The sequence below is a fragment of the Pseudomonas sp. NCHU5216 genome (assembly GCF_052156495.1).
Classification (GTDB): Bacteria; Pseudomonadota; Gammaproteobacteria; order Pseudomonadales; family Pseudomonadaceae; genus Aquipseudomonas.
The window spans coordinates 34287-53926 of the sequence record NZ_JBQLIX010000002.1; the positions used below are offsets into that span (position 1 = coordinate 34287).

The window sequence follows — 19640 nt, forward strand, 5'->3', positions numbered from 1 at the left end:
TGGATCAATGCTCGGGCGATTAGCCCTCGACGCCATTTGTTGGCGTGACGGCAACTTCAGCTGGCACGCGGATATGGGCGTCAACAACTGCCGAAGCGCCACAGTGTTTCAGCAGCAAACTGTTGCGTTCCTGCGAGTAGAAGTTGATGAAGCCGAACGAGCCAAGTGGCCATCCGATTACGGCAGAGATGCCGAACATCATGAGCGGCATTGTCAGGAACAGGGTGATAACCACGTTCATCACGTTGCTCACATCGGCCGCGGTCATGGTGGTGAGACTGCGGGCTGCTTGTGCGATAGCTTCCGGCTCCATCATGCCGAAGACCAGAACGAGCCAGAACACCGCAGCTGGCAAAGCCAGCACCAGGTTGTAGGAGAGGCGCCAGAGCACGCCGATGACGTTGGCTATTTGTCGGAAGAACAGCGGGGCGTCGTTGCCCATGCCCATCTCCAACGCAGAATACTCGGCCTCGGTGATGGAGCCGATCTTTCCAGTGCTTGCCCATACTTCCAGAGTGCCGGATTCGGCTGCGCTCGCTTTGGCCTGTAGGCGGTCGAGATGCTTGAAGCGCACATAGTAGAAGCCGGCCGATGTCAGGATGGCCATCAGCAGCATGGTGATCGTGCTACTGATCCCAAGCGTAAAGCTCACGAGCAGGCTGGTTGTGACGGGAATGATGGCCAAATGGGCCTGTGCTTTCAGTCGGTTGAGCATGGCGACTCCAATGTCGAAGTGGGGATTCCACGGTACCGTCTAGCCAGGCTCCAGCAAGCCAAACCCGGCTAACCAAGTTCTATGAATCCCCGCCAAGACGCCGCCTGAGGAGATGCATTCAGCGGGTGTGAACTGCTTCGATGACACTGATACCGAGCTGGGAGAGTTTCACATCGAAGTGCCGGCACTCGGTGGTGAGCTTGTCCGGCATCTCATTGATCAGACCTTTCTCTCGGCAGGCCTTGGCTACGCGAAATTCATCACGAGCGCACTCAATAGAAGACCCCTCGTCCAGGTCGCGGTCAAAAGTCTCGAGGAAGAGACGCTGCGTCTCGGAGAGCTTGGAGGCGATCTGCATGGCCCGCTGGTGCTGGATGAAGGCTTGAACCTCATCTGCAGGTACTTCTTCCTTGGCCCATGCGGCGAAGCTCATACGTGTGGACGACTTCTCGCTGCCAACTTCAGCGGCAACCCGAGCACAGCGCACTCGATACAGCAGACAATCATCATCCTCAGAACGGTCAGGGAGCGTGTATTGCGGGCCAACGTCCAGGACCTCGCGCAGACCGTTCTTGTTGTCGGTGAAAAACTTGCTTTTCTGGATCTCGGATTTCCGCATTTCTAACCTCGGCTGGGCCTGCTGGCCGGACTCTAGCTGCTTGATGGCCTTCAGGCCAGATGGGGGCGGGTGGTGCTACAACACAGGCTGTTATGCACCATGACCATCTCGGTGATCGCGGCGTCGTTGTTCACAACGGCTGAAAGGCGCTCACTGACGCCAGGAGCCCGCTCAGGAAAGGTCAGGTAAGGCTCGGTGCAGTAACCGGCATCACGAGCGAGCTTCGCCGCCACGGAATGAACCGCGGAGCGGATCTTTAGACTTCGGCCAAGCGGGGGGAGCTCGGCGAAGCTGCTGATACTGAAGGGTAGGGCAGAACGTTTCATGGGGGCGCTCCTGGTTGTTGAGCGCAAGTTTCATGCTGGGACAGATGTGTCAGTAGCCATGAAACTCAAAAAAAAGCCCGGCGAATGCCGGGCTAAAGGTCGTTCTTGAACTATGCAGTTCGGGCGCATTGGGCAGCAGTCGAGGCAGAGGCAGGACACCCAATCGCTCCTCAACCCCAACCGCTGCCCAATACGCCCTGGGACGTATTGGCCTGCCTTGTTACCGCCAGGGCAGGACTGGTACAGCGCTCTGAGTCTGGCTTACGCATTTCCCGATTCCGCCGTACTGGAACGGTACGGGGGGCACTGCAGTCACGGGCCTTATCCGCATGCGTCCACGGACAACATCACTGTAACGGCACTTCAAATTCTGACCAGGCAAAAAGCCCGAACCAAGTTCATCGTGTCAGCCACCTTCAGTTGATGTGGGTTTTCCTGGGTTGCTCTGTTTCATCCAGTCCCGGGACGGTCGCTCAGCGTTGTCTTTCTCCATCGCCAGCATCAGGTTGATGAGCGCTTCTCTGGTGAAGCGAGATTGCCCGCCGCCGGCGCCTGGACAGCAGAACTCGACATCAGCGCTATGGCTACCATTCCAGATGCTGAGGCAGGCGTCATTGTCGGCATCGAGGTCGATCCGGAGGTATGCGTGAGGGCTCATATCTCCTAGCCGCGCAGTTGTCCGCTCAGTGGGCCATTGATGCTTTTTCTTGGCCTCCAGGCAGAACTCAAGCAGGCGCTCGCCGTAGACCTCCATCTCCTCGGGGTAGACCTCGCCTAGTAGGTATCCAACCCCCGCGGCCTCAACACATTTGCCCAATAGATTGACCAAATCCGTTTCCGTAACCGCCTCGTTGTCAGTCTTTGGTTTGGCAGGCGCCCGGCCGGCGCTAGAGGCATTAACGCCAGGTTGTCCGCTGAGGAGAGCAAGCAACTCCAAGGGATCAATCAACATCGGTTCACCGGCCTCTAACGCCAGTTCAGCACGCTGCTCAAGGTTGCGGGCCTGATTGCTGGACAGAGTGTTCATGCACAGTTCTCCTTGTCGGCATCCAGGCCTGGGGCGCCGCGCAGGTGGTTGGGTGGGTACTCGTCGTGCAGCTTCCCGTCGAGCTCGCGGCCTGAGTTGCGCTTACCTACGCTGTGCATAACGATCACCGGGAAACCATCCGCATCCCGCGCACGCGCCATGTCCGCACCATTTCGCAGTTCAACCCCGTGCTTATCAAGGCAGATGCCGCCATTGACCCAGGTTTGGGCCTTGTTGATCCACTGCTGGTAAGAGGTGAACTCTCGGAAAACCGCCTTGCGATCGCTCATCGTGTAGGCCTTGGTGAACCAGCGACCCCACTGTTTGAACAGGAACGGGACTGTCGCAGCAGCGCATTGGTCGCGAAGTCCCCTGGCCCAAGCTGGGTGCATTGGGCGCGCCTTGTCGCCGGACTCGCCACCAACAACAACCCAGTCGATTCCAGGGTTTGAAAGCCCCAGTTCGGAAGCCAGTGAACCGATTTCCAGCCAGGCCGAAAGGTCGACCGACCCAAGAAGAGGTTCCGCGCTGATCCAGCGAACCGCTGCAGGTGAGCGCATCAGCAGGGGGACCCGCGCCTCCGCGCAAGCCTGGTTCTCGACCGAAACGCCAAGCCAGAGGTTCGGGAGCGGGTACAAGTTCTTGGTATAGCCCCAAGGGATCGCCGGACCTTCGCTCGAAGCCGAGCCGTCTTCATTGCGCTCACGCGCGGCCAGGTCGAACACGAGCTGGCTGAAGGAGTCAGCACGGCCCTTAACATTGATGAAGGTGTCACCAGCTTTCGCCCAGGCCTGAAGATGCTCTACGTCGCTTCGGCTCTGGAGGTACTGGAGCATTCGCTCTGCGCGCTTGGTCAGGACCTGGAAGATGTGCTTGCGATCGCCGAATGCCTCGCACGCCAGCATCACCGCGAAGATGCGATCCAGCGTTTCGGTGCTAACGTTCTCGTGAAATAGGTCTGACATGCTGTTGACGAAGATCAGGCGGCCAGTAGTCCAGCGCAGTGGCTGATCCAGGACATTCGTGGCCTCGCGTATCGTTCCGTTCCATTGGCCACCGCGGGCGAGCAGTCCGTCATAGCTGCCCAGGCCTTCGGGGACGCCGCGGCCTCGGTCCATCGAGATGATCCTTGCTGCCGTTGTCTCGGCATAGCAAGTTTGGCACCCGGGGGTCAGTCGGCTGCACCCGCGCAGTGGGTTCCAACTTGCCTCCGACCACTCGATATCGGTCTTACCTGCCATCTACTCACCCTCCTGCAGGCAACGCATACGCTGAGTGGTTGTCACGGCGATCGCTTCGCTGAGCTTGGCCATGGCAGATGCCGGGCTTCCCGATTCTTCGACCGAAATCCGTTGAGCTGTGTTGAAGAACTGCTCGAGGTACTGCGCTTCTTTGCTAACAGGCAGCGCCTCAACGAAGCGGGCAAGCATCTCCCGGGTGTCCGTGGCGTTGACGCCATGGATAAAGCCGCGCAGTCCTGTCTGACGTGCGATGAAGAGGAGGTCCTCGCTCTCGGGCTTGGCCACCGGCGCGGCCGGCACAGCTGGAGCTGTGCCTTGAGTGACAGGTGCCTGAGTTTTCTTGAACTCGGCGACTATTGCTTCACGAGCAGTTGGATAGTTGTCATCCGACATTGAGTCGTAGGTCCAGAAAACAGGGCCTTCTACCGGGTTGATTTGCCGCATGGGCATTGGGAACCCGTACTCGCACCCGAATGTGAAGAGCTGAGCATCGGTAGGCTCGTTCACAGACTGGGGGAGTGGATGGTAGTGGGAGACACCTGACCCCGGCTGGCCTGCGATGCGAGGGGCGGTGGCGCAGCAAACGCCGGCGTCCAGCAGAGCGGGCGAGCAGGGAGCCCACCCATCAGGAATACCCTCCAGCAGGATCGCGCCCTCTTCAGGGCAAGCCGCGTGATAGGCGTAGAGCCCTGCTACCGGGAAATCCTGGCCCGCGTGGTGCAGCTCGATCACCAGGTCACCATCCAGCTGATCTGTGGTGTTATCCGGCGCCAGCAAAGTCAGGGCCTCGCGCAGCTGGTGCCCGTTCAGTGCGATGCCGTTGGAGGCGGATTGTTGGGCGCCAGCGTTTGGCGCTGTGTTGCTCTGAGTCATGGAGGTACCTTCAATGGTTCGGTCAGGCTATGAACTGATGCTAACGGCCCGTCGAGGAGCCACTAGCGCATATAGGGCGCGGCAAGTTCAGGTGGAGCTTGGTGTGAGCGCGTGCGGTGGGATGTATGCGCCAGGGGTGATCTTGTCCAACTCCGGGTGGAACTTGTCGTAGAAAGACTTGCGTCGTTTCAGCGTGATCCAGGAGCTGTTTAGCGGCGGCACTTCGCACACTTCATCGATTGCCGAGAAGGCGTTGCCAACGTGACCGTGGTCTGTGATCTGTTTCGGGTCGCGCGCTGCGCAGGTCAACCAGGTATCCCAGACATCCTTGACCTCCTGCCAGATGGAACAGGCGCCTTTACGGACAAACCAACCAGGTTTGACCCCTAGATCAATGAGATTCGTGGTTGCACCAACTCGAATGGGGGCGGTGGTCAGCGGTTGATATGACATAGTTGGCCCTGATGACGGTTTTCAATGAGGCCATCATCAACCGGACCGGTTTGTGCCACCACCAGCCGGGAAACGGTTACCAGCCCAACCCTTGCGGGCGCAGTAGAGGGGCTAGAAAAGCGGCCACCAGGGCCGCAGAGTGAAGTCGGGCAGCTGGATCAAGCATGCAGCGGATGTTTCTGCATGCGGAATCTGGGCCGGGACTTACAAACCGCCGCTGGCTTCGATGTGGTTGATCCCGGCCAGGCGCGCTGCAGCGTACTTGGTCGCCGCGGACTCCAGTCTTGATACACCTACGCTCAGCTGAAGCTGACCACTCTGGATTCTCTCCTCCCCATGTTCCGCGAGCAAATTGCTTTGAAGGCGGAGTGCCAACGGATGATTGAGGAACTGACTTGCGTCAGTCAGGGTGCATCGAGCTTGGTTTCGATACCCGCCAGAGGTCATGATTATCTGGGTGCCCCTGGGGCCGAGGAGCTCAAACCCTAATGCCTCGTAGTAGGGAACCTTCTCAACCGTGCAAGTTAGGGCCGCATGTGGATGCAGTTTGTTCAGTTCGCCAATTAGCGTACGAGCGATGCCTTGGCGACGGTGAGCCGCGTCTACGGCGAGGTATGTGACCGCGCAGGCGGACTCCATATCAGTGGAGCTGACGTACTGTAGGAATCCAACCACGTTCTCTGATGCGGGCCCAGTAGTTGCCAGTATTAGCCCTGCCTTCCGTACGTCATCTGGCCCCATTCGATCCATGTACAGATGAATCTCCAGCACCATGTTCAACTCAATGAGTGGGTACATGGGGTTGCTTGGTTCTGGCTGAACCATGTGCATCTCTGGGGTGTTTTGCGCGGCCAAACTCAGGACTTGCTGCATGAGCTCTTGTCGTGGCGGCGTGCGGTAGTGAGTGATCGTAAACATGGGAAAGCCTTGAGATCCGTTAGTGGGGGTAATGATACGGCCCATCATCGAATCGTCCCGCTCATTGGGTGCCAGCAAATCCTGCTCTTGAGCACAGCAATAAGCCAGACCGCTTGCCTCAGAAGAAGCCTTCCAGGACAAGCGCCTCATAGACGATCTCGAGGGCTGGCTTGTGGTGCTCAGCGCTTTCTTCGGCGTCCATCTGGTCGAATGCGGTGGTCACATCCCACCAACCGAAGAACGCCTCGAAGTCGCTGAATTGCAGGGCCTCGTCATCGACAGTGTCTTTGACGGTCTGGATCAGGTCTTGGAAGGATGGCATCTCGCCGGGCTCACAGAGACCCTGGGCTGCCATTGCGTTGATGGTTTCGTCGTAGCGGGTCTCGAGGGTGGCGATGCTCATGTCAGTCTCCGGCATGGTTCCAAGGGGCAGTGATGAAGTGCGGCTGCTGTGCGCCGCGAACACAAACCCATCTTCAAGCCAGTGCTGCTGTGCCACTATCCCCGGTCGCCATCAATGCCTGATGGTCCCTTGCGGCCTTGGGCATAGCTAGGGCATCTCGGTGTAACCGGCAGGCCCCGAGACCTGCCTCAGTCATTGCTCGCCGCGTTCGACTGAACGTAATTAGGCGGCTAGGCTGGCGCAGCTGCGCACGAAGTGGTGCGAGTCATTGAGAAGCGAATGGCGGGCCGCTTCATCACAGAGGCCCCAGTGCTCATTCGCAACCTTGCAGCGCCCCAGTCGATCTAGCGCCTGCAGATCTGCTGCACCGATGCTGCCTTTGGCAGCAAGGCAAGCCACTGCGGTTTCTCGCTCCGCATAGAGGAGTTTCAGTTCATGTGGGGTTGGGTATGGCTTGCTCATATCGAGGCTCCAATGCGTCCGTGTCGGGGGTAGGGTTAACCAGGGAGTTCAGATCGACTTCGCTCACGACACCTTCGCCATGACAGCAAACTCGTACTTGTCTTTCTCACCGAAGATTGTCCAGCCACGAAACAGGCGAACGTCCTGGCCAGCATGCTCGGCTAGCACGCTGGCATCGGTACCGTCGACAGTCCGCAGCATCTTGTACCCATCAGCGGCCAGCTCAGGGGCGCTTCCGGTGGGGCAGATCATGGCCATGCCAGAAGTGCCGATCGTGTGAATTGCCAGCACCGCGTTCCCCTCAATCTGGTGAAGAGTGATCACGCCGCCGGCGGACAGGTCAGCGAGCCACTCGCGCTCAACCATGCGCAGGTAAGCGTCATGGGTGTAATCGATGTTCCAGGGCCGCGGTTGCTTGAAGTTCTCGCCAGTGAGGTTCTTCCAGATCACTTTGATAGAGCTTTCATCACCACGGATGAGGAACGCACCGTTCAATTCGATTGCGTGTGTCTGGTTGTCGGATTTGCTGCTCACAGAGATAGCCCTCATAGGTGGAGTAACTCGGGTTGTCCGAGTACGTGCCTATGGTCAATACCCTCACCTGTGCCACCAGCCGGCTGGCTAGCGGGTGTAGCCCTTTCGGCCTTCAGGTGCGTGGGCGTTTCAGCGAGAGGATCGGGCGGTTGCTTTGTGGGGCTGTGCGTTGGGGTTGTGTGGGGGCCTTTCGATGTTGGGCGACATCTTGAGGCCGGCAACGGCAATCATCTACATCGCTAACCCGCGACAGCGTAGATTCTTCAATCACGTAGCCGGCGGCCTCAAGCCGCTCCAGCTCAAGGCGATCGCTTTCTCCCAGGTAGCGCGCGATGCTGTAGAGCGCCGAGCCCCGACATGCAGGGCACCTAGCCAGGGTGACAGGCTCATTCTGGGCAATAACTGGTTGGTGTTGCGGCATCACTTGGTTCCTGTACTGGAGTTGCAGGCGTTCAAACGCTCCAAGGATTCTCCCATATCCACCGGGAGGTCGCGCGGAGGTGCAGGCGCTGTTCTTGGAAATCACGGAGGGGTTTCTACTTGCCGGTTACCGCCCTGCGGTTAATCTGTGCAACCGATCCGCTGCGCTAGCCCAACCAAAACGCAGCAGACAACCCCCTCATAAAGGATACCCCTCGATGAAGAAACAGATCCTCACTGTGGCGGCGATGTTGCTTAGCACTCACGCCCTGGCCGCTAGCGATAGCACCTTCAAGGTGACCGTCCAGGTGACTCAGGGTGACGTGATCCTCGCCCCCTATACCACCGTCGTCCGAGATGGCGAGGAATTCCGCTATTCCGAAACGAAAGACATCGACATCACGAAGGAAGTGCTCACCACGGCTGATGGCAAGTCGAAGGAGACACTGATGCCGATGAAGGTAGGCTTCGATTTTCGAGCTACCCCGCACCTGCAGATGAACGGCGACATCTTCCTCGACTTCAACTATGAAGATGTCCGTCTTGAGCAGATGCGCGAGATCCCCATTGGGGACGTGGATATGAAGTTGCCGGATGTACGGGCTATCACCGCCGGCTCTCAGATTGCAGTCGAAGAGAACGCGCCGAACGTGCTCGTCGACGGCGTCAGTAAAGATGCGCGAGTCATCTTCACCATCGAAAAGCAGTAACCCCACGATCTTCCGAGTGCGGCGATAAACGTGTCATTCGTCTTGCCGCCAGTACCCATTATCCGCAGGAAGGCTTATCCTTCATTTGACGATAGAAAACAGTCAAATGACTGAGGTAAGCCATGAGCGTCTCTGCAGCTGAAAGCCGGTCACCCCGGAAGAAGGATGAATCCCGAAGTGTGGAAGTGGCCGCATTTTGGGATTTCACCTCTGACCGCGACAAGATTGAAGAGTCCGAACGGCTACGCCAGATCAAAGTAGGCGTGTCGTCGAGTCTCATTGTCGCCGTTCGAATCGTCTTCGGCCTCAAAGAGGCCGGCCTGACCACACTTCTCAATGCGTCGTCTTCCACGCTTGAGCGTCGCATACGCGACAAGAAGCCCCTCGACTCCGTTGCGTCAGAGCGACTAGATAGGATCGCTGCGGTATCTCACCTGGCCGAACAAGTGTTTGAAAGCCGCGATGGTGCTGCGCAGTGGATGTCTAGACCAAACAAGGCGCTTGGTGATGTCGCGCCAATCATGCTGTGCGAAACGGAAATCGGAGCCAAGCAGGTTCGGAGGGTTCTCCATGCCCTGGAATGGGGTGGTGTCGCTTGATGCTGGCTTGGCGCATTGCCAAGGCCTCCAGAGCCACTGACCTATCTGGCCGAGGGGCTGCCATTGAGGGTGGGCGCTGGAATGATCAAGACATCCCAGCCGTTTACATGGGGCTAACACCTGCCATCTGTTGCCTGGAGACCTTTGTCCATGCCGATGGCGAGCCAATTGTACCGCTGAAGATCACCTGCTTTGAGTTGCCCTCCGAACCGTCGCTTTTCCTTGAAGTGAGTGGCTCGTCGCTCCCGGCCGGCTGGGCCAACCTGCCGGCCGATCGCCCTAGCATGGAATTTGGCTCGGCTTGGTTGAAGTCCAACACTCACCTCGGGTTGATCGTGCCTTCAGCGGTGCTGCCCCTGGAACGCAATGTGGTGATCAACCCAAGCCATCCTGCCGTGAAACAGATCCAGGTCATTGATGTGTACGACTTCATGTATGACCCGCGGATGTTCAAGTAGCCGCCAGAGCCTGGTGATGCCTTTCCATCCCACCATCTGAGGTAGAAATGACTGTTGAGCGTGATGCGCTGGAGCGCGCTGCTTTAGCCTGTCGCCGCGGACTCTTGAGCCTGTCGGGAGACGATGCTTCGGTATTTCACGGCTATCCAAGAGGTGCGTGCGGGCCCGCCTCAGAGATACTCGGGCGGCTCCTACTGGAAGAGCTGGGTTACGCCGGCGTCTACGTCTGCGGCGAATCACATCCTCAGCTGGGCACTGAACAAACACACGCCTGGTACGAAGTTGGCGATTTCCTGGTAGACATCACGCATGATCAATTCGACGGTACAGGTCTGCGCGGTTGGGTCTTTGAGCGGGGTAACGAGTGGCATGCTCGGTTCGCTGAACAAGATCCACGTCCCGGGGCATGTATGCCGGAGCACTGGCCGTGCTATCCCCACGACGGCTATAGCGCCGCGGTGACCGAGTACAGAAAGAGTCTGTAGGCATTCAGAGGTTGATCATGGCCGAGATAGACGCCTTCGAGCGGCGAAAGCTTGAGAAACTGCTACGCATGGGAGAGGGCTATGTCCTTAATTTCTCGGATCGCACGTTTGCTGAGTTCTTTCTGGATTACCGGATAGACATCAATGCGGAACAGTTCCTGACTGGGGGCGTGTCCAAAGCGAAGCGAATGCGGGTCTTCTGGTCGATCGCTCCTAACAACGTCGTAGGCAAGGTGCTTGAGGGTCTGATCGCCTACGGCCTCGAGACGGAGTCCTTGGGTGACAGCAGCCCACAGCTTGTTGATGACTGTCGTAGGGCGGCACAGCGGCTCATGGCTGGAAACCCAGTAGCTGACCTGGATGCTCTGACTGCTATAGCGGATGAGCGAGACTTTGAAGTAGTGGCCGAGCACGTGCGCGAGGCCATCGAAAAGAACCAGCCAGAAGGTGGCCTCGATCGCCTTCACACCTTCGTGAACAAGTTCGTCCGGATTATCTGTGAGCCGCACGGAATCACGGTCAGCAGGGATAAGCCGCTGCACAGTGTCTTCGGTGAGTATGTGAAGGCCTTGCGCGAGTGTGGCCACCTGGAGTCCGTCATGACCGACCGGATACTCAGATCCTCAATCTCGGTGCTCGAGGCATTCAATGACGTCAGGAACAACAAGAGCCTGGCCCACGACAATCCCATCCTGAACTACGACGAGGCCTTGCTGGTGTTCAATCACGTTGCGTCGTCTATCCGGTTCATCAAGGCTATTGAGGCTAGGATTAAGGCTAACTGAGCTGCAGGTGGGCCCGTCACATGAAGGCCAGACGATTGCTGTTTGCGGTGTTCCTGCTTTGGCCATTCGGGTTTGGCATGGTCGGTGCCGGCATTGTCCCATTTGCCTTCGGTGACACCGGCGCGGCACGTGTCTTGGCAGTAGCCTTCATTACGGGCGGCATTCTCCTCAATGGGCTTTGGGCCTACTACGCCGGGAAGAGCGGGTTAGCTGGGCGTGCTCATGAGTGCCTAGGGCTCACGCGTGACCCCTTTACAGGGAAGTACGGGGCAACTCAGAGGGATATAGCGGCGCGGGCCAGAAAGCAGCAGGGCGCTGTTCCCGACCAGCGCAAAGAAGGATAAGGACTCCCAGCTCGGCGACGAGTTTGAGTGGATGGCGGGGCTAGTCGGCGCCATCCACTATTCCAGCTTTCAGCCCGCCAAGAGGCTCAACTGCTGGACTGGTGCAGGCTTTTGCGTGGCCTTCGCCGTCATGAACTCCCAGGTTGTGCACTCTTTGGGAAGGTTGGTAGCAACCCAGAGCTGGTCATCGCTCAGAGGTAGATCGACCTCCAGCTGAAACACTCCATCAGTGATGGTGTGCGGAAAAGCTCCTGCCGCACGCTCAATGCTGCTCTTTAGGTAGCCAGGCAGCTCAACAGTGGTATCTATGATGATGCGGGCCAGCTGACCCGGTAGCACCGGTGCTGAAGCTAGCGCGTTGCGGAAGGCCTTGATACGCGAACGGTACGTGACTGGTTCGCGCAACTCGACTTCCCCATATGCCCTGACGTACTCGGAAATGACCGAGTATTGCCACCCCACGCAGCGCCAGCATTTATCCTCCCCCAGCATCAGCAACGAATCGTCGCGGTCGCTAATTCTGAATACCTTGGGGGAGGGCAGGTCGAAAGCCTTGGTCTTTGCAGGGTCGTAGCCGAGGTCCTGGCGGCGAGTGCGATGCAGTGGGGTTCTGCCAGAGCCGATTAAGCGCCACGGCGCGACAACGTTGCCCAGTGCGGCAAAGAGGTCAGCTTCGGCATGCAGGGATAGTTCAATGGACTCCCCCGCACTCAGGGCATCGGCGACATCACTTCGACCAATGCCAACCAGCGCTGCCACAGCAGGCTCTAGCTTCTCACTCGGTACGGTCGCATAGAAGCTGTCGCTCACCTCTAGCGTGATCAACATGTCGCTGAATTCAACCGGATTCGCCAGTTCCTTCAACCAGCCGGCGATATAGCCACTCGACGTAACGATCCGCCCACCAGAGCCCTGGAGAGAGCCTCCTTCGCAGGCAGCGCCAGCGCGGAAGACAGCGGCCATGACATGTTGGAGTCTCCCCATCGCATAGCAGCTCCAGCGTGGTGTATGGGGAAACACGTTCTTTTCGTAGGTCTCCTCGAACAACAGATAGAAGGGGACACCATCTGTGTCGCGGAATGCTGCGGCCAGTTTGCCGGTGGAAACAGTTGCACCCATTGAGCTCTCTCCTTATTGGATAACGTGCTGATATGGATGCAGTTTCATTCCAGAAAAGGTGTGGCAGAAGCGTTTGATCACGACTCAACATTGGGCATCGAGGCTCCAAGAGCGGGATGTGAGAAAATTCCATCTCAAGGCTCCTGGCTGGGTGGTGGCACGTCAGAGTCAGCTCGATGATGAGTTCACTATGAATAGCGTTAGGAACTACTCCATGTTGTACATGCTGAACGAACGCGGCCACTACTTCGCAATCAACACCGAGGAAGTCGAGGTGTCGAAGGACCAGTTTCAGAGCTGCCGCTTCTTCGAAGATGAAAAGCAGCTGCTCCAGGCGGTTTGTAAGGAAACGCAGTGCGATCTTGAAGAGGTGGAAGGCTCTACCTTCTACATCGCTAAGCGGAACGGCAGTCCGGTGATGATTGATGATCGTGGCTTCCACCACGAGATCGACGGGCCTGTAGAACAGTTCTTGGCCAATTTTCAGCTCTGAACCAGAAAGGAATCCAATTCCCTCTATGCACCAAAAAGACAGTGAAAAGCCCGATCTGGACGGGCGGCGTTCAATAGTCGCCTATGGCGTGTACTGCTTAAGCATGTCCCTGCTGGTGCAGCTGCTCGGGGGCGTTGTGACCTGGCCGTATGACTTGTACCTGGTCTATGCCTATCTGCCCCTGACAACGGCACTGGTCATGCCGCTTCTTGCCCATGGCCTGAAGCTGAGCAGGCCGGCTGATCTGGTGAGGATTGGGATTGGAGTGCTATGCCAGACGGTGTACATCAGCACCATCTCAACATCCCAGTCGGCAACTGATTCGATATCGCAGGGAGGTGATCCGAAGTTCATCCTCAGTGTGGCGCTGACGATTGCTGCTTCTGCTTGGTTAAGTGCGACCCTGGTTAAGCGCTTCTGCTGGTCTCACTTCCGTTTGAGTCGCACGCGGTCACAATGACCTCTACCCCGGCAGTTCCTTGCGGGCCGGCGCCACATTGCGTAGCGCCGGCATGGGGCTATGACGCGGTTACTAACCCACACTCGCGGGCCGCGGTCGAGTCATCCATAGCCGAGTAGCTGAGCTCCAGATGGCCAGCACGATCAACCACTTCGAGGTGGTGGCATAGGTTCTCAAGCAGGCCGTCTTCTTCGTTGCCCAGACCCCAAGTACCAATTGCCGACTGCAGCGAGCAGCAGCTATCGGTCATGAGGATCAGGCTGGCGCCATACCGTCGATATTCGCGAAACAGACTTTCCAGGATGCGGCCGAAGTGCTTGCATTGATGCGCTTTCCAGTCGTGGCTGACCACAAACGCTTTCCGCTCCAGCCTGGGGAACTCGAACATCAAACGCTTGAGGCAATGGAGCTGCAGCGCACTGACTGCCGGCGAGATCGCGGGAGTGCCGGCCAAGGCCTGAGTGCCGAATATCGCGGCGTCTTCTGTCTGCTGCAGGGAAAGCTTCCCATCGAACAGCCCGGCGAACTGGCCGTCACCGTAGTACGGCTTGAGCAGCTGGCCGATATCGGCCCCACTCAAACCGCTGACCTGGATCTCGTTGAGATGGACCATGAAGTCAGAGAGCGTGATTTCCTTGCGCGGGTCCTGAACTATCGCGACTGAGTAGGTCCGGCTCACAGCCTTGAACAGCAGCGGCAAGATTGCGCTCACATGCTCATCCTGCGGGCGGTAACCCACCTCCTCGAGCATCTGCAGCAGGAGCAGGCTCAGGTTGAGGGTTTCGTCGAGGCTGGGACGGTAGAGGAGTCCGTCACGGTCTACTGGGCGCCAGAAGGGGTTAAGGCAGCTACCTGCGCCTGCAGGCTCAAGATTGAGATATGGCAACCCCCACTCAGCAGCTTCGTGCTCAAGACTGCCATCATCGGTCAGCCAAACCAGGGCAGGATTGTCACGGGAGAGGAGTTCCAGCAACTTGGTGACGGCAGCCACCTTGTTTTCGCTTGTCGCTCCAGTGACAAGCGCGTGGGCAGTTACCTCTGGGGCCTTGTGAAGGCTGAAATCGGCATCCAGTAGGGTGGGGGAGAACGAAACGGAAGGTTTGGCGCCGGCGACAGGGGGGACGGCGGCTTGGACAGGCAGGTGCATGTGCATGGGGGCTCCGTGGCGCACTGGGTATGGCTGGAGTGAATCACCCCAGCTTCAGTGCTGCACGCCAAAACCATGCAACCGAATTCGATCCTGATCCTGGCCGCAATCGCTCAGTTCAGCCGTACAGAGGCCCGCAGTAGCGACGTAGCCTTGGCGATACCTTTGCGTGCATTCCCCTTCCCAAGTTGGAGAATGAGCTGGTGCAGCTGGGCGAAGTCTGCAGGCGCAGCGTTGCCCAGATCACCGGACGGGTATCCAGAAACGGGCGCTTCTTTGGCAGCATTGCGAGGGTGTTCGACTGGGCCTGCCAGATTGATTGCAGCGTCGCGCACTCGAACGGGCCGTAGAAGATCCTTGAGCGCGATCATTGCAGCATCGGCAAGGGGTTTTAGCGGATCGTCGTCGGCCCACTCTTGAGGCTGAACGGAGCGCTTCACGTCCTCGGGTCGCGTCTCGATCTTGCCGTAGCCCTTGAACATTCCCTCTTTGAAGCTCCATGCCTTCCGGCTAATTGAGTAGCTTGGATCACCCTCGCTTCCCATAGGAAGACAGAACTTTATCGCTTCGCGCCAGTCGGCCTCGTCTGCGTGGGTTCCGAACACCTGGCGAAGTTCCTGGCTATAGATCTTGATCCAATCATCCATCCAGTCGGGTATGCCTTGGGATTCCGCCCAGTCGTACGCCCTCGACTTCCATGCTTCCTGGTCGCGTTTGTCATGCTCCAAGATGGCATCGGCTACTTCATCTTGAACCAAGAATGTGAAGACCATTGAGGACCAGTCGCCGGCGTGCGGAACGATCTGCAGCATCATCCCGGGGTGCGGTGTTGTCAGGATGTACTTAGCCATCTCCTTGTAGTCGTCCCACCCAGCGTTGGGATAACCGAAGCGGCGAAAGAGGTATGCGAACAGTGGGCCATAGGCCACGGTGGCGCCAACACAAGCGGCAATGATCGGATCACTGCATGTTGTCGAGGCTTCATGGGCCACATGGTTCCGAAAGTTGAGCCCTCGGTAATAGACACCTGGTGAGAGGGCGCCACGCTTGAGAGAAAAGGACCTGGTCATCGCCTTAGACCCCGCCCGATCGATAAGCCGCGGTATGCAGGCGTGTTGGATTTTTGCCCATGATGATCTCCGTGATCTATGGATTTCGAGACGGGATCAATATCTGTCTTAGGCGGCGGTGGCAGAAGCCACCTGTGGCAGGGGTATCACACGATCTTCTGGCCTTCTTCCCTCAGTACCTTTCTGGCGAAGTTCGCGGCCGTGAATTTCGCAGCGTGTAAGGAAGTCAGTCCTCCGAGCGTCCGCCCCATGTAGATCAACTCGAACTCCGGGTTCTCAAATGACGTCCTGCAGAGCAGCATCTGGTGAGAGGCATACACCCGGCTAAACAACACCTGGTTGTGAGTCACCCAGCCATCGTCAGAGACTGACTGCGATTCCTTAGGGGTTGAAAGCTCGTCTTCTTGCCGAACCCTGGTCTTAGCGCGTGCCTTGGCAAGGTCACCTTCCGTTAGGCCAGCGGCCTGGATCAGCAATTTAGGCAACGAAAGCCCGTAATACTCGAGCAGGCTGGCGAGAGTGTCCTGCGGTAGGCCTTGCTGCCCCCGCTCAACTCTTGAGAGAGAGCTGTTGTCGATCTGCAGGTCACGGGTCAACTCTTGGAGTGTGAGATTCTTCTTAAGCCGAATGGCCCGAAGAATTTCGCCCATAGCTTTGTGGGTTGGACTTTTGGGAGCTGACCGAGCGCTTTTGTCTGACATTTTGCGGATTGCTTGATTGCGGAAAACGCCGAAAGCTTAATGTGCGTTTAGAGCAAATTGGCGAGAGTTTTCGGCACTCTGAGAAAGTTTCAGGTTCCTGTATGCCAGGTTCTAAGATACCCCCGCTTGAGTGCGTTTCAGGGGCAGGCCTAGTGAGCGGTATTGATGTGAAATGACGGGGCTCGAGCTGAATTCCTACAGAGCCCCGCTGAGTACTCAGATTGCAGCAGTGTCCTCTGGAACGATGCCCCGCTGCGCGACTAGCTGCTTGGCCTTGAATACGCCTTGGTCATAGAGCCTCTGGACGGCCTTGGCTGCACCGTCCATTGCTTTGCGTCCGTACTTTTGCAACTGCTGGTGCCGGATCATCGATGCTTCTGGGGAGTTGAAGATTGGCGCAACGTCGATCGTCCCGATACGTCCATCGGCTGTGTAGTCACGGGTGTTGAGGCGCACCTGGTTGTCGCGAACGCCAATGACCTTGAAGCCCAGCCGCTCGTACATGGCCACCTTATCGACCGGACAACTCAACTCGACGTGCGGAAACTCGTTCAGGAGATGCTCGACCATCAGGCGAGCAACCCCACGGCGCCGGTACGCGGCATCGACCGCGATGTAGGCCAGGCCTGAGGCATCCGGTGCACCGACAACTGGCATGTGCAGGATATAACCCGTGACCTTGCCCGGCAGGGCGGGGTCCTCGGCAACGATCAGGCCGGTGGTGGACAAGTTGGCCGACCCCATCCGGTCCATGTAGATCTCCAGCTCGGTCTTTAGCGCGTAGCTGTAGAGTGGCCAAAGGTGGTTGCTTGGCGGTACCGGCACAAGGCAAAGGTCACTCACGTAGGCCGCGGTCATATCCGCAACCTGTGTCAGGACGTGGAACGGTGGTGTGCGGCGGTAATGTGCGATGTGCATGTTGATCCTTACTGCGTCATCTGTGAGTGGTCAGAAGCTCAGGGTTCCCTGGAGACCCCGGGCACCGAGTTCAGGGAAGCGATCGACTACACGCGGATACTGGGCCAGGACATTGTCAGGCGGCAGTTCTGGCGAAGTCTCGAATATCCCGTCCGAACAGAAGATGTGGCGCGCTACTGCGTTGTTCACGAGCGCCTCGTGCACGTCTGCAATTGCCTGCTCTGCGGTTTGTTCGTCAGAGAATGCGTGGTGCCCTGGTGGGCCGTAGCAGACCTGCCAGCGCCGGCCATGGTTGGTCAGAGGGTGGGCCACGGCAATTGCAGCGAATTCTTCTGCTGTCAGTAGGTGCGGTGTGGGCTGCATGGGCAGTTCCTGGTTGGTCATGAATTATGAGTGCTGCTCGAGGAGCACGGCATGGCTCGCTGCGCCGATCAGTTCGGTACCGCCGTAAAACTCCAACTCGTTCTGGCTGAAGCTGCCGGCGTAGTTGTTGCTGGCGCCGAAGTAGCAGCAGCAGCGGCCGGTAGACGGGTTCACAGCACGTACAGTCATCCAGAACGGAGTACTGCAGCTGACGACCGTGTCGTTGGCCTGGAAGATCTGGTTGGAGATGCTCATGGCGGGTGCCCCGTCGAAGTGAGTCGATAGGGCAATGGTCGCGGCGATACCGGTGTGTCAGAAGCGGCTAGCTGACTTTCTTCTGCATATCGATGTAGCTGAAGCTTTTGACCTGCTCGAGCTGGCGTTCAAGCTGAGCAATCAACTCGCCCTTGGCGCGATCAAACTGTTGCTCGCGGGACTCCTGTGGGGTGGCGCGACTAGGAACCATGTAACCGTCAATGAGGTTCTTGGTGTTCTCGTGCTCGAAGCGGTTGAGTGCCGGCGTCTCAGTTCCGCGGCGGGTGAGATTTTCCTTTTGCCACCACTCTTCGAGTTCTGCGACAACCTGAAAGGCGTTGTCTGCTGGGATGGATTGCTTGAAGACTGGATTGCCCAGCCAGGTTTCCAACTGAACTCGATGCATGTCGAGGTCGACGGCGCTGAGCCCTTCATAGCTGTTCATGTGGAAGAAGTTGATGTCTTGGCACCGGCAGTTGTCCTCCCAGTCCGGAGAGGTAAAGACGTCCATCTTCCCCTCCCAAGGTGCCACGAACAGGGTTTCACCCTGTCCGATATCTGCCATGGTGCCGAGTGGCATGCCCATAAGGACCTCTGCCACCTTGAAGCCTGCCCGCTGCATGCGTTCGTATGCGTTGCGCTCAGGTTCATGGCTGGAGTAGCGGTTGATCTCCTGGTTCAGCTCCAGGCCGTTGGGATTATTGGTGGTGTTGGTCATGACGATAGCCCTGTCGGTTTCATTCGATAGGGTTATGGTCAGGGCAGGTGAGGTGTGTCAGAAGCAGGCGGTTGGCCGAAATTGGCGCCGGGGAGAGGGTCGGACATTCAGCGCAAAAGAATGTCCGGATATCTGATCCTAGTCAGGTTGAACGTGATCTGTGATGAGGGTGAGTAGGCGGCTCAGCACAGCCCTGGCGAACTCAGGCGCTGCTTCTTTAGCCGCCTCGATAGTAGGGAATCCGCCGGCCGTGTGCCCCATGTAGTCCAGATCGAAAGCACCAGCATCGTCGGTGATGGCCAACATTTCCTGGCCGGCGAAGCGTGCTGTCTGCATCAGGTGCGGATCTGAGCCATACCAGACTTGCTGGGGGCGGTTCAGGGGGAACACGTCCCCCTCTCTGGCTTTGAACTCAATTGGCATCGGACAGGCCTCAGGCTGAAGTTTCATGTGTGAGGTGCTGGCGTTCACCGCACTCGGCGGCGAGCTGGGGAATGCTGAGCAATTTAGCGTCTTGCTCATGAGCCTTGCCGAACCATTCCCAAACCCTGGCACGGGTTTTCGGGCCGTAGTCCGACTCGATTTTGCGCAGGTAGTACCAGCCCCACACCGGCGCCAACAGCCAGGCCAGCAGGACAGTGGACGCAACGGACAGAACGATCAGCCCGAAGAAAAACAGTCCGGTACCAATGGCGTCTTGGTACGGCTTGCCTAGCCGCACGATACCTATCGCGCTTAGAACGAAGCTCACCCCGATCAGGGCCCCGGGAAAGACCATCAGGGTTACGCCTAAATGGCCAAGCCTGTCCCAGGTATTCCAATACGCTTTCACGCTCATTCTGCTACGCCGTTGCCGCGGGTCATGAAGTCCACAAAGAACTCGATCCACAGGCCCGCGTTGTCATCACCCAGTACCAACGGGTAGTGCTCCGGGTTCGCCTCGTGCTGCTTACGGTACTCTGCGGCGAAGGCTTCGATGTCGGTTTTAACCTCTGAAACGAACTGATCAAGGCTCTGACTCATC

General features: G+C 57.9%; 28 protein-coding genes. 6 read left to right on the forward strand and 22 right to left on the reverse strand.

The window, feature by feature from the left end; genetic code table 11:
• Positions 1 to 19 precede the first annotated feature (19 nt).
• The 11 genes from ACSVIK_RS01635 to ACSVIK_RS01685 form a co-directional block, all read right to left on the reverse strand.
• Positions 20 to 715 carry a hypothetical protein gene (locus ACSVIK_RS01635; protein ID WP_442442626.1) on the reverse strand — a complete coding sequence of 232 codons (696 nt, stop codon included), beginning with the start codon at positions 713 to 715 and terminating at the stop codon, positions 20 to 22.
• A 118-nt stretch (positions 716 to 833) separates the two neighbouring features.
• On the reverse strand, positions 834 to 1334 hold the full coding sequence (locus tag ACSVIK_RS01640; RefSeq protein WP_442442627.1) for a hypothetical protein: 501 nt from the start codon (positions 1332 to 1334) through the stop codon (positions 834 to 836).
• 50 nt (positions 1335 to 1384) lie between these two features.
• The gene (locus ACSVIK_RS01645) at positions 1385 to 1660 is read right to left on the reverse strand and encodes a hypothetical protein (RefSeq protein WP_442442628.1); all 276 of its coding nucleotides are present in this window, start codon (positions 1658 to 1660) and stop codon (positions 1385 to 1387) included.
• Between the two features lie 406 nt (positions 1661 to 2066).
• Positions 2067 to 2687 (reverse strand): hypothetical protein, encoded by a 621-nt coding sequence (locus tag ACSVIK_RS01650; RefSeq protein WP_442442629.1) that lies wholly within the window; start codon positions 2685 to 2687, stop codon positions 2067 to 2069.
• Entirely contained in the window at positions 2684 to 3928 is a 1245-nt protein-coding gene (locus ACSVIK_RS01655) for a DUF5131 family protein (RefSeq protein ID WP_442442630.1), read from the reverse strand. Before ACSVIK_RS01655 ends, ACSVIK_RS01650 begins: the two co-directional genes overlap by 4 nt.
• Entirely contained in the window at positions 3929 to 4801 is an 873-nt protein-coding gene (locus ACSVIK_RS01660) for a hypothetical protein (protein ID WP_442442631.1), read from the reverse strand.
• A gap of 87 nt (positions 4802 to 4888) precedes the next feature.
• Positions 4889 to 5254, reverse strand: a complete 366-nt coding sequence (locus ACSVIK_RS01665; protein WP_442442632.1) for a hypothetical protein — start codon at positions 5252 to 5254, stop codon at positions 4889 to 4891.
• Between the two features lie 204 nt (positions 5255 to 5458).
• Positions 5459 to 6322, reverse strand: a complete 864-nt coding sequence (locus ACSVIK_RS01670; protein WP_442442633.1) for a GNAT family N-acetyltransferase — start codon at positions 6320 to 6322, stop codon at positions 5459 to 5461.
• Entirely contained in the window at positions 6291 to 6575 is a 285-nt protein-coding gene (locus ACSVIK_RS01675; RefSeq protein ID WP_442442634.1) for a hypothetical protein, read from the reverse strand. Before ACSVIK_RS01675 ends, ACSVIK_RS01670 begins: the two co-directional genes overlap by 32 nt.
• Before the next feature lie 222 nt (positions 6576 to 6797).
• Positions 6798 to 7037, reverse strand: a complete 240-nt coding sequence (locus ACSVIK_RS01680; RefSeq protein WP_442442635.1) for a hypothetical protein — start codon at positions 7035 to 7037, stop codon at positions 6798 to 6800.
• 63 nt (positions 7038 to 7100) lie between these two features.
• Positions 7101 to 7571, reverse strand: a complete 471-nt coding sequence (locus ACSVIK_RS01685; RefSeq protein ID WP_442442636.1) for a DUF7688 family protein — start codon at positions 7569 to 7571, stop codon at positions 7101 to 7103.
• 638 nt (positions 7572 to 8209) lie between these two features.
• On the opposite strand from ACSVIK_RS01685, the gene ACSVIK_RS01690 reads away from it, so the two are divergent.
• The 4 genes from ACSVIK_RS01690 (at position 8210) to ACSVIK_RS01705 (ending at position 11028) form a co-directional block, all read left to right on the forward strand.
• A complete protein-coding gene (locus ACSVIK_RS01690; RefSeq protein WP_442442637.1) occupies positions 8210 to 8701 on the forward strand; it encodes a hypothetical protein in 492 nt (163 codons plus the stop codon).
• Between the two features lie 122 nt (positions 8702 to 8823).
• On the forward strand, positions 8824 to 9300 hold the full coding sequence (parS, locus tag ACSVIK_RS01695; protein WP_442442638.1) for a type II RES/Xre toxin-antitoxin system antitoxin: 477 nt from the start codon (positions 8824 to 8826) through the stop codon (positions 9298 to 9300).
• Positions 9300 to 9758: an RES family NAD+ phosphorylase gene (locus tag ACSVIK_RS01700; RefSeq protein WP_442442639.1), complete on the forward strand. Its 459-nt coding sequence runs from the start codon at positions 9300 to 9302 to the stop codon at positions 9756 to 9758. Before parS ends, ACSVIK_RS01700 begins: the two co-directional genes overlap by 1 nt.
• 502 nt (positions 9759 to 10260) lie before the next feature.
• Positions 10261 to 11028, forward strand: coding sequence for an abortive infection family protein (locus ACSVIK_RS01705; protein ID WP_442442640.1), 768 nt, complete (start codon positions 10261 to 10263; stop codon positions 11026 to 11028).
• A 413-nt stretch (positions 11029 to 11441) separates the two neighbouring features.
• Here ACSVIK_RS01705 and ACSVIK_RS01710 read toward each other — a convergent pair whose 3' ends face one another.
• Entirely contained in the window at positions 11442 to 12491 is a 1050-nt protein-coding gene (locus tag ACSVIK_RS01710; protein ID WP_442442641.1) for a hypothetical protein, read from the reverse strand.
• Positions 12492 to 12705: 214 nt separating this feature from the next.
• Here ACSVIK_RS01710 and ACSVIK_RS01715 point away from each other — a divergent pair, with 214 nt between their 5' ends.
• Positions 12706 to 12984 (forward strand): hypothetical protein, encoded by a 279-nt coding sequence (locus tag ACSVIK_RS01715; RefSeq protein WP_442442642.1) that lies wholly within the window; start codon positions 12706 to 12708, stop codon positions 12982 to 12984.
• A gap of 25 nt (positions 12985 to 13009) precedes the next feature.
• Positions 13010 to 13444, forward strand: coding sequence for a hypothetical protein (locus ACSVIK_RS01720; protein ID WP_442442643.1), 435 nt, complete (start codon positions 13010 to 13012; stop codon positions 13442 to 13444).
• A gap of 58 nt (positions 13445 to 13502) precedes the next feature.
• Here ACSVIK_RS01720 and ACSVIK_RS01725 read toward each other — a convergent pair whose 3' ends face one another.
• The 10 genes from ACSVIK_RS01725 to ACSVIK_RS01770 form a co-directional block, all read right to left on the reverse strand.
• A complete protein-coding gene (locus tag ACSVIK_RS01725) occupies positions 13503 to 14597 on the reverse strand; it encodes a hypothetical protein (protein WP_442442644.1) in 1095 nt (364 codons plus the stop codon).
• A 107-nt stretch (positions 14598 to 14704) separates the two neighbouring features.
• Positions 14705 to 15583: a hypothetical protein gene (locus ACSVIK_RS01730; RefSeq protein ID WP_442442645.1), complete on the reverse strand. Its 879-nt coding sequence runs from the start codon at positions 15581 to 15583 to the stop codon at positions 14705 to 14707.
• Between the two features lie 224 nt (positions 15584 to 15807).
• Positions 15808 to 16362, reverse strand: a complete 555-nt coding sequence (locus ACSVIK_RS01735; protein ID WP_442442646.1) for a helix-turn-helix domain-containing protein — start codon at positions 16360 to 16362, stop codon at positions 15808 to 15810.
• Between the two features lie 216 nt (positions 16363 to 16578).
• Complete coding sequence (locus tag ACSVIK_RS01740; protein ID WP_442442647.1) at positions 16579 to 17280, reverse strand: GNAT family N-acetyltransferase; 702 nt, start codon at positions 17278 to 17280, stop codon at positions 16579 to 16581.
• A 30-nt stretch (positions 17281 to 17310) separates the two neighbouring features.
• A complete protein-coding gene (locus ACSVIK_RS01745; protein WP_442442648.1) occupies positions 17311 to 17664 on the reverse strand; it encodes a hypothetical protein in 354 nt (117 codons plus the stop codon).
• 3 nt (positions 17665 to 17667) lie between these two features.
• Positions 17668 to 17898 carry a hypothetical protein gene (locus ACSVIK_RS01750; RefSeq protein WP_442442649.1) on the reverse strand — a complete coding sequence of 77 codons (231 nt, stop codon included), beginning with the start codon at positions 17896 to 17898 and terminating at the stop codon, positions 17668 to 17670.
• 67 nt (positions 17899 to 17965) lie between these two features.
• Positions 17966 to 18616, reverse strand: a complete 651-nt coding sequence (locus ACSVIK_RS01755; RefSeq protein ID WP_442442650.1) for a hypothetical protein — start codon at positions 18614 to 18616, stop codon at positions 17966 to 17968.
• A 138-nt stretch (positions 18617 to 18754) separates the two neighbouring features.
• Positions 18755 to 19066 carry a hypothetical protein gene (locus ACSVIK_RS01760; RefSeq protein ID WP_442442651.1) on the reverse strand — a complete coding sequence of 104 codons (312 nt, stop codon included), beginning with the start codon at positions 19064 to 19066 and terminating at the stop codon, positions 18755 to 18757.
• The gene (locus ACSVIK_RS01765; protein WP_442442652.1) at positions 19050 to 19454 is read right to left on the reverse strand and encodes a hypothetical protein; all 405 of its coding nucleotides are present in this window, start codon (positions 19452 to 19454) and stop codon (positions 19050 to 19052) included. The genes ACSVIK_RS01760 and ACSVIK_RS01765 overlap by 17 nt, the downstream gene beginning before the upstream one ends.
• On the reverse strand, positions 19451 to 19639 hold the full coding sequence (locus tag ACSVIK_RS01770; RefSeq protein WP_442442653.1) for a hypothetical protein: 189 nt from the start codon (positions 19637 to 19639) through the stop codon (positions 19451 to 19453). The genes ACSVIK_RS01765 and ACSVIK_RS01770 overlap by 4 nt, the downstream gene beginning before the upstream one ends.
• Position 19640 lies beyond the last annotated feature (1 nt).

Coding starts and splice junctions, on each gene's coding strand:
- ACSVIK_RS01635 (WP_442442626.1), bottom strand. CDS start 715: ATGCTCAACCGACTGAAAGCACAGGCCCATTTGGCCATCATTCCCGTC.
- ACSVIK_RS01640 (WP_442442627.1), bottom strand. CDS start 1,334: ATGCGGAAATCCGAGATCCAGAAAAGCAAGTTTTTCACCGACAACAAG.
- ACSVIK_RS01645 (WP_442442628.1), bottom strand. CDS start 1,660: ATGAAACGTTCTGCCCTACCCTTCAGTATCAGCAGCTTCGCCGAGCTC.
- ACSVIK_RS01650 (WP_442442629.1), bottom strand. CDS start 2,687: ATGAACACTCTGTCCAGCAATCAGGCCCGCAACCTTGAGCAGCGTGCT.
- ACSVIK_RS01655 (WP_442442630.1), bottom strand. CDS start 3,928: ATGGCAGGTAAGACCGATATCGAGTGGTCGGAGGCAAGTTGGAACCCA.
- ACSVIK_RS01660 (WP_442442631.1), bottom strand. CDS start 4,801: ATGACTCAGAGCAACACAGCGCCAAACGCTGGCGCCCAACAATCCGCC.
- ACSVIK_RS01665 (WP_442442632.1), bottom strand. CDS start 5,254: ATGTCATATCAACCGCTGACCACCGCCCCCATTCGAGTTGGTGCAACC.
- ACSVIK_RS01670 (WP_442442633.1), bottom strand. CDS start 6,322: ATGAGGCGCTTGTCCTGGAAGGCTTCTTCTGAGGCAAGCGGTCTGGCT.
- ACSVIK_RS01675 (WP_442442634.1), bottom strand. CDS start 6,575: ATGAGCATCGCCACCCTCGAGACCCGCTACGACGAAACCATCAACGCA.
- ACSVIK_RS01680 (WP_442442635.1), bottom strand. CDS start 7,037: ATGAGCAAGCCATACCCAACCCCACATGAACTGAAACTCCTCTATGCG.
- ACSVIK_RS01690 (WP_442442637.1), top strand. CDS start 8,210: ATGAAGAAACAGATCCTCACTGTGGCGGCGATGTTGCTTAGCACTCAC.
- parS (WP_442442638.1), top strand. CDS start 8,824: ATGAGCGTCTCTGCAGCTGAAAGCCGGTCACCCCGGAAGAAGGATGAA.
- ACSVIK_RS01700 (WP_442442639.1), top strand. CDS start 9,300: ATGCTGGCTTGGCGCATTGCCAAGGCCTCCAGAGCCACTGACCTATCT.
- ACSVIK_RS01705 (WP_442442640.1), top strand. CDS start 10,261: ATGGCCGAGATAGACGCCTTCGAGCGGCGAAAGCTTGAGAAACTGCTA.
- ACSVIK_RS01710 (WP_442442641.1), bottom strand. CDS start 12,491: ATGGGTGCAACTGTTTCCACCGGCAAACTGGCCGCAGCATTCCGCGAC.
- ACSVIK_RS01715 (WP_442442642.1), top strand. CDS start 12,706: ATGTTGTACATGCTGAACGAACGCGGCCACTACTTCGCAATCAACACC.
- ACSVIK_RS01720 (WP_442442643.1), top strand. CDS start 13,010: ATGCACCAAAAAGACAGTGAAAAGCCCGATCTGGACGGGCGGCGTTCA.
- ACSVIK_RS01725 (WP_442442644.1), bottom strand. CDS start 14,597: ATGCACATGCACCTGCCTGTCCAAGCCGCCGTCCCCCCTGTCGCCGGC.
- ACSVIK_RS01735 (WP_442442646.1), bottom strand. CDS start 16,362: ATGTCAGACAAAAGCGCTCGGTCAGCTCCCAAAAGTCCAACCCACAAA.
- ACSVIK_RS01740 (WP_442442647.1), bottom strand. CDS start 17,280: ATGCACATCGCACATTACCGCCGCACACCACCGTTCCACGTCCTGACA.
- ACSVIK_RS01745 (WP_442442648.1), bottom strand. CDS start 17,664: ATGACCAACCAGGAACTGCCCATGCAGCCCACACCGCACCTACTGACA.
- ACSVIK_RS01750 (WP_442442649.1), bottom strand. CDS start 17,898: ATGAGCATCTCCAACCAGATCTTCCAGGCCAACGACACGGTCGTCAGC.
- ACSVIK_RS01755 (WP_442442650.1), bottom strand. CDS start 18,616: ATGACCAACACCACCAATAATCCCAACGGCCTGGAGCTGAACCAGGAG.
- ACSVIK_RS01760 (WP_442442651.1), bottom strand. CDS start 19,066: ATGAAACTTCAGCCTGAGGCCTGTCCGATGCCAATTGAGTTCAAAGCC.
- ACSVIK_RS01765 (WP_442442652.1), bottom strand. CDS start 19,454: ATGAGCGTGAAAGCGTATTGGAATACCTGGGACAGGCTTGGCCATTTA.
- ACSVIK_RS01770 (WP_442442653.1), bottom strand. CDS start 19,639: ATGAGTCAGAGCCTTGATCAGTTCGTTTCAGAGGTTAAAACCGACATC.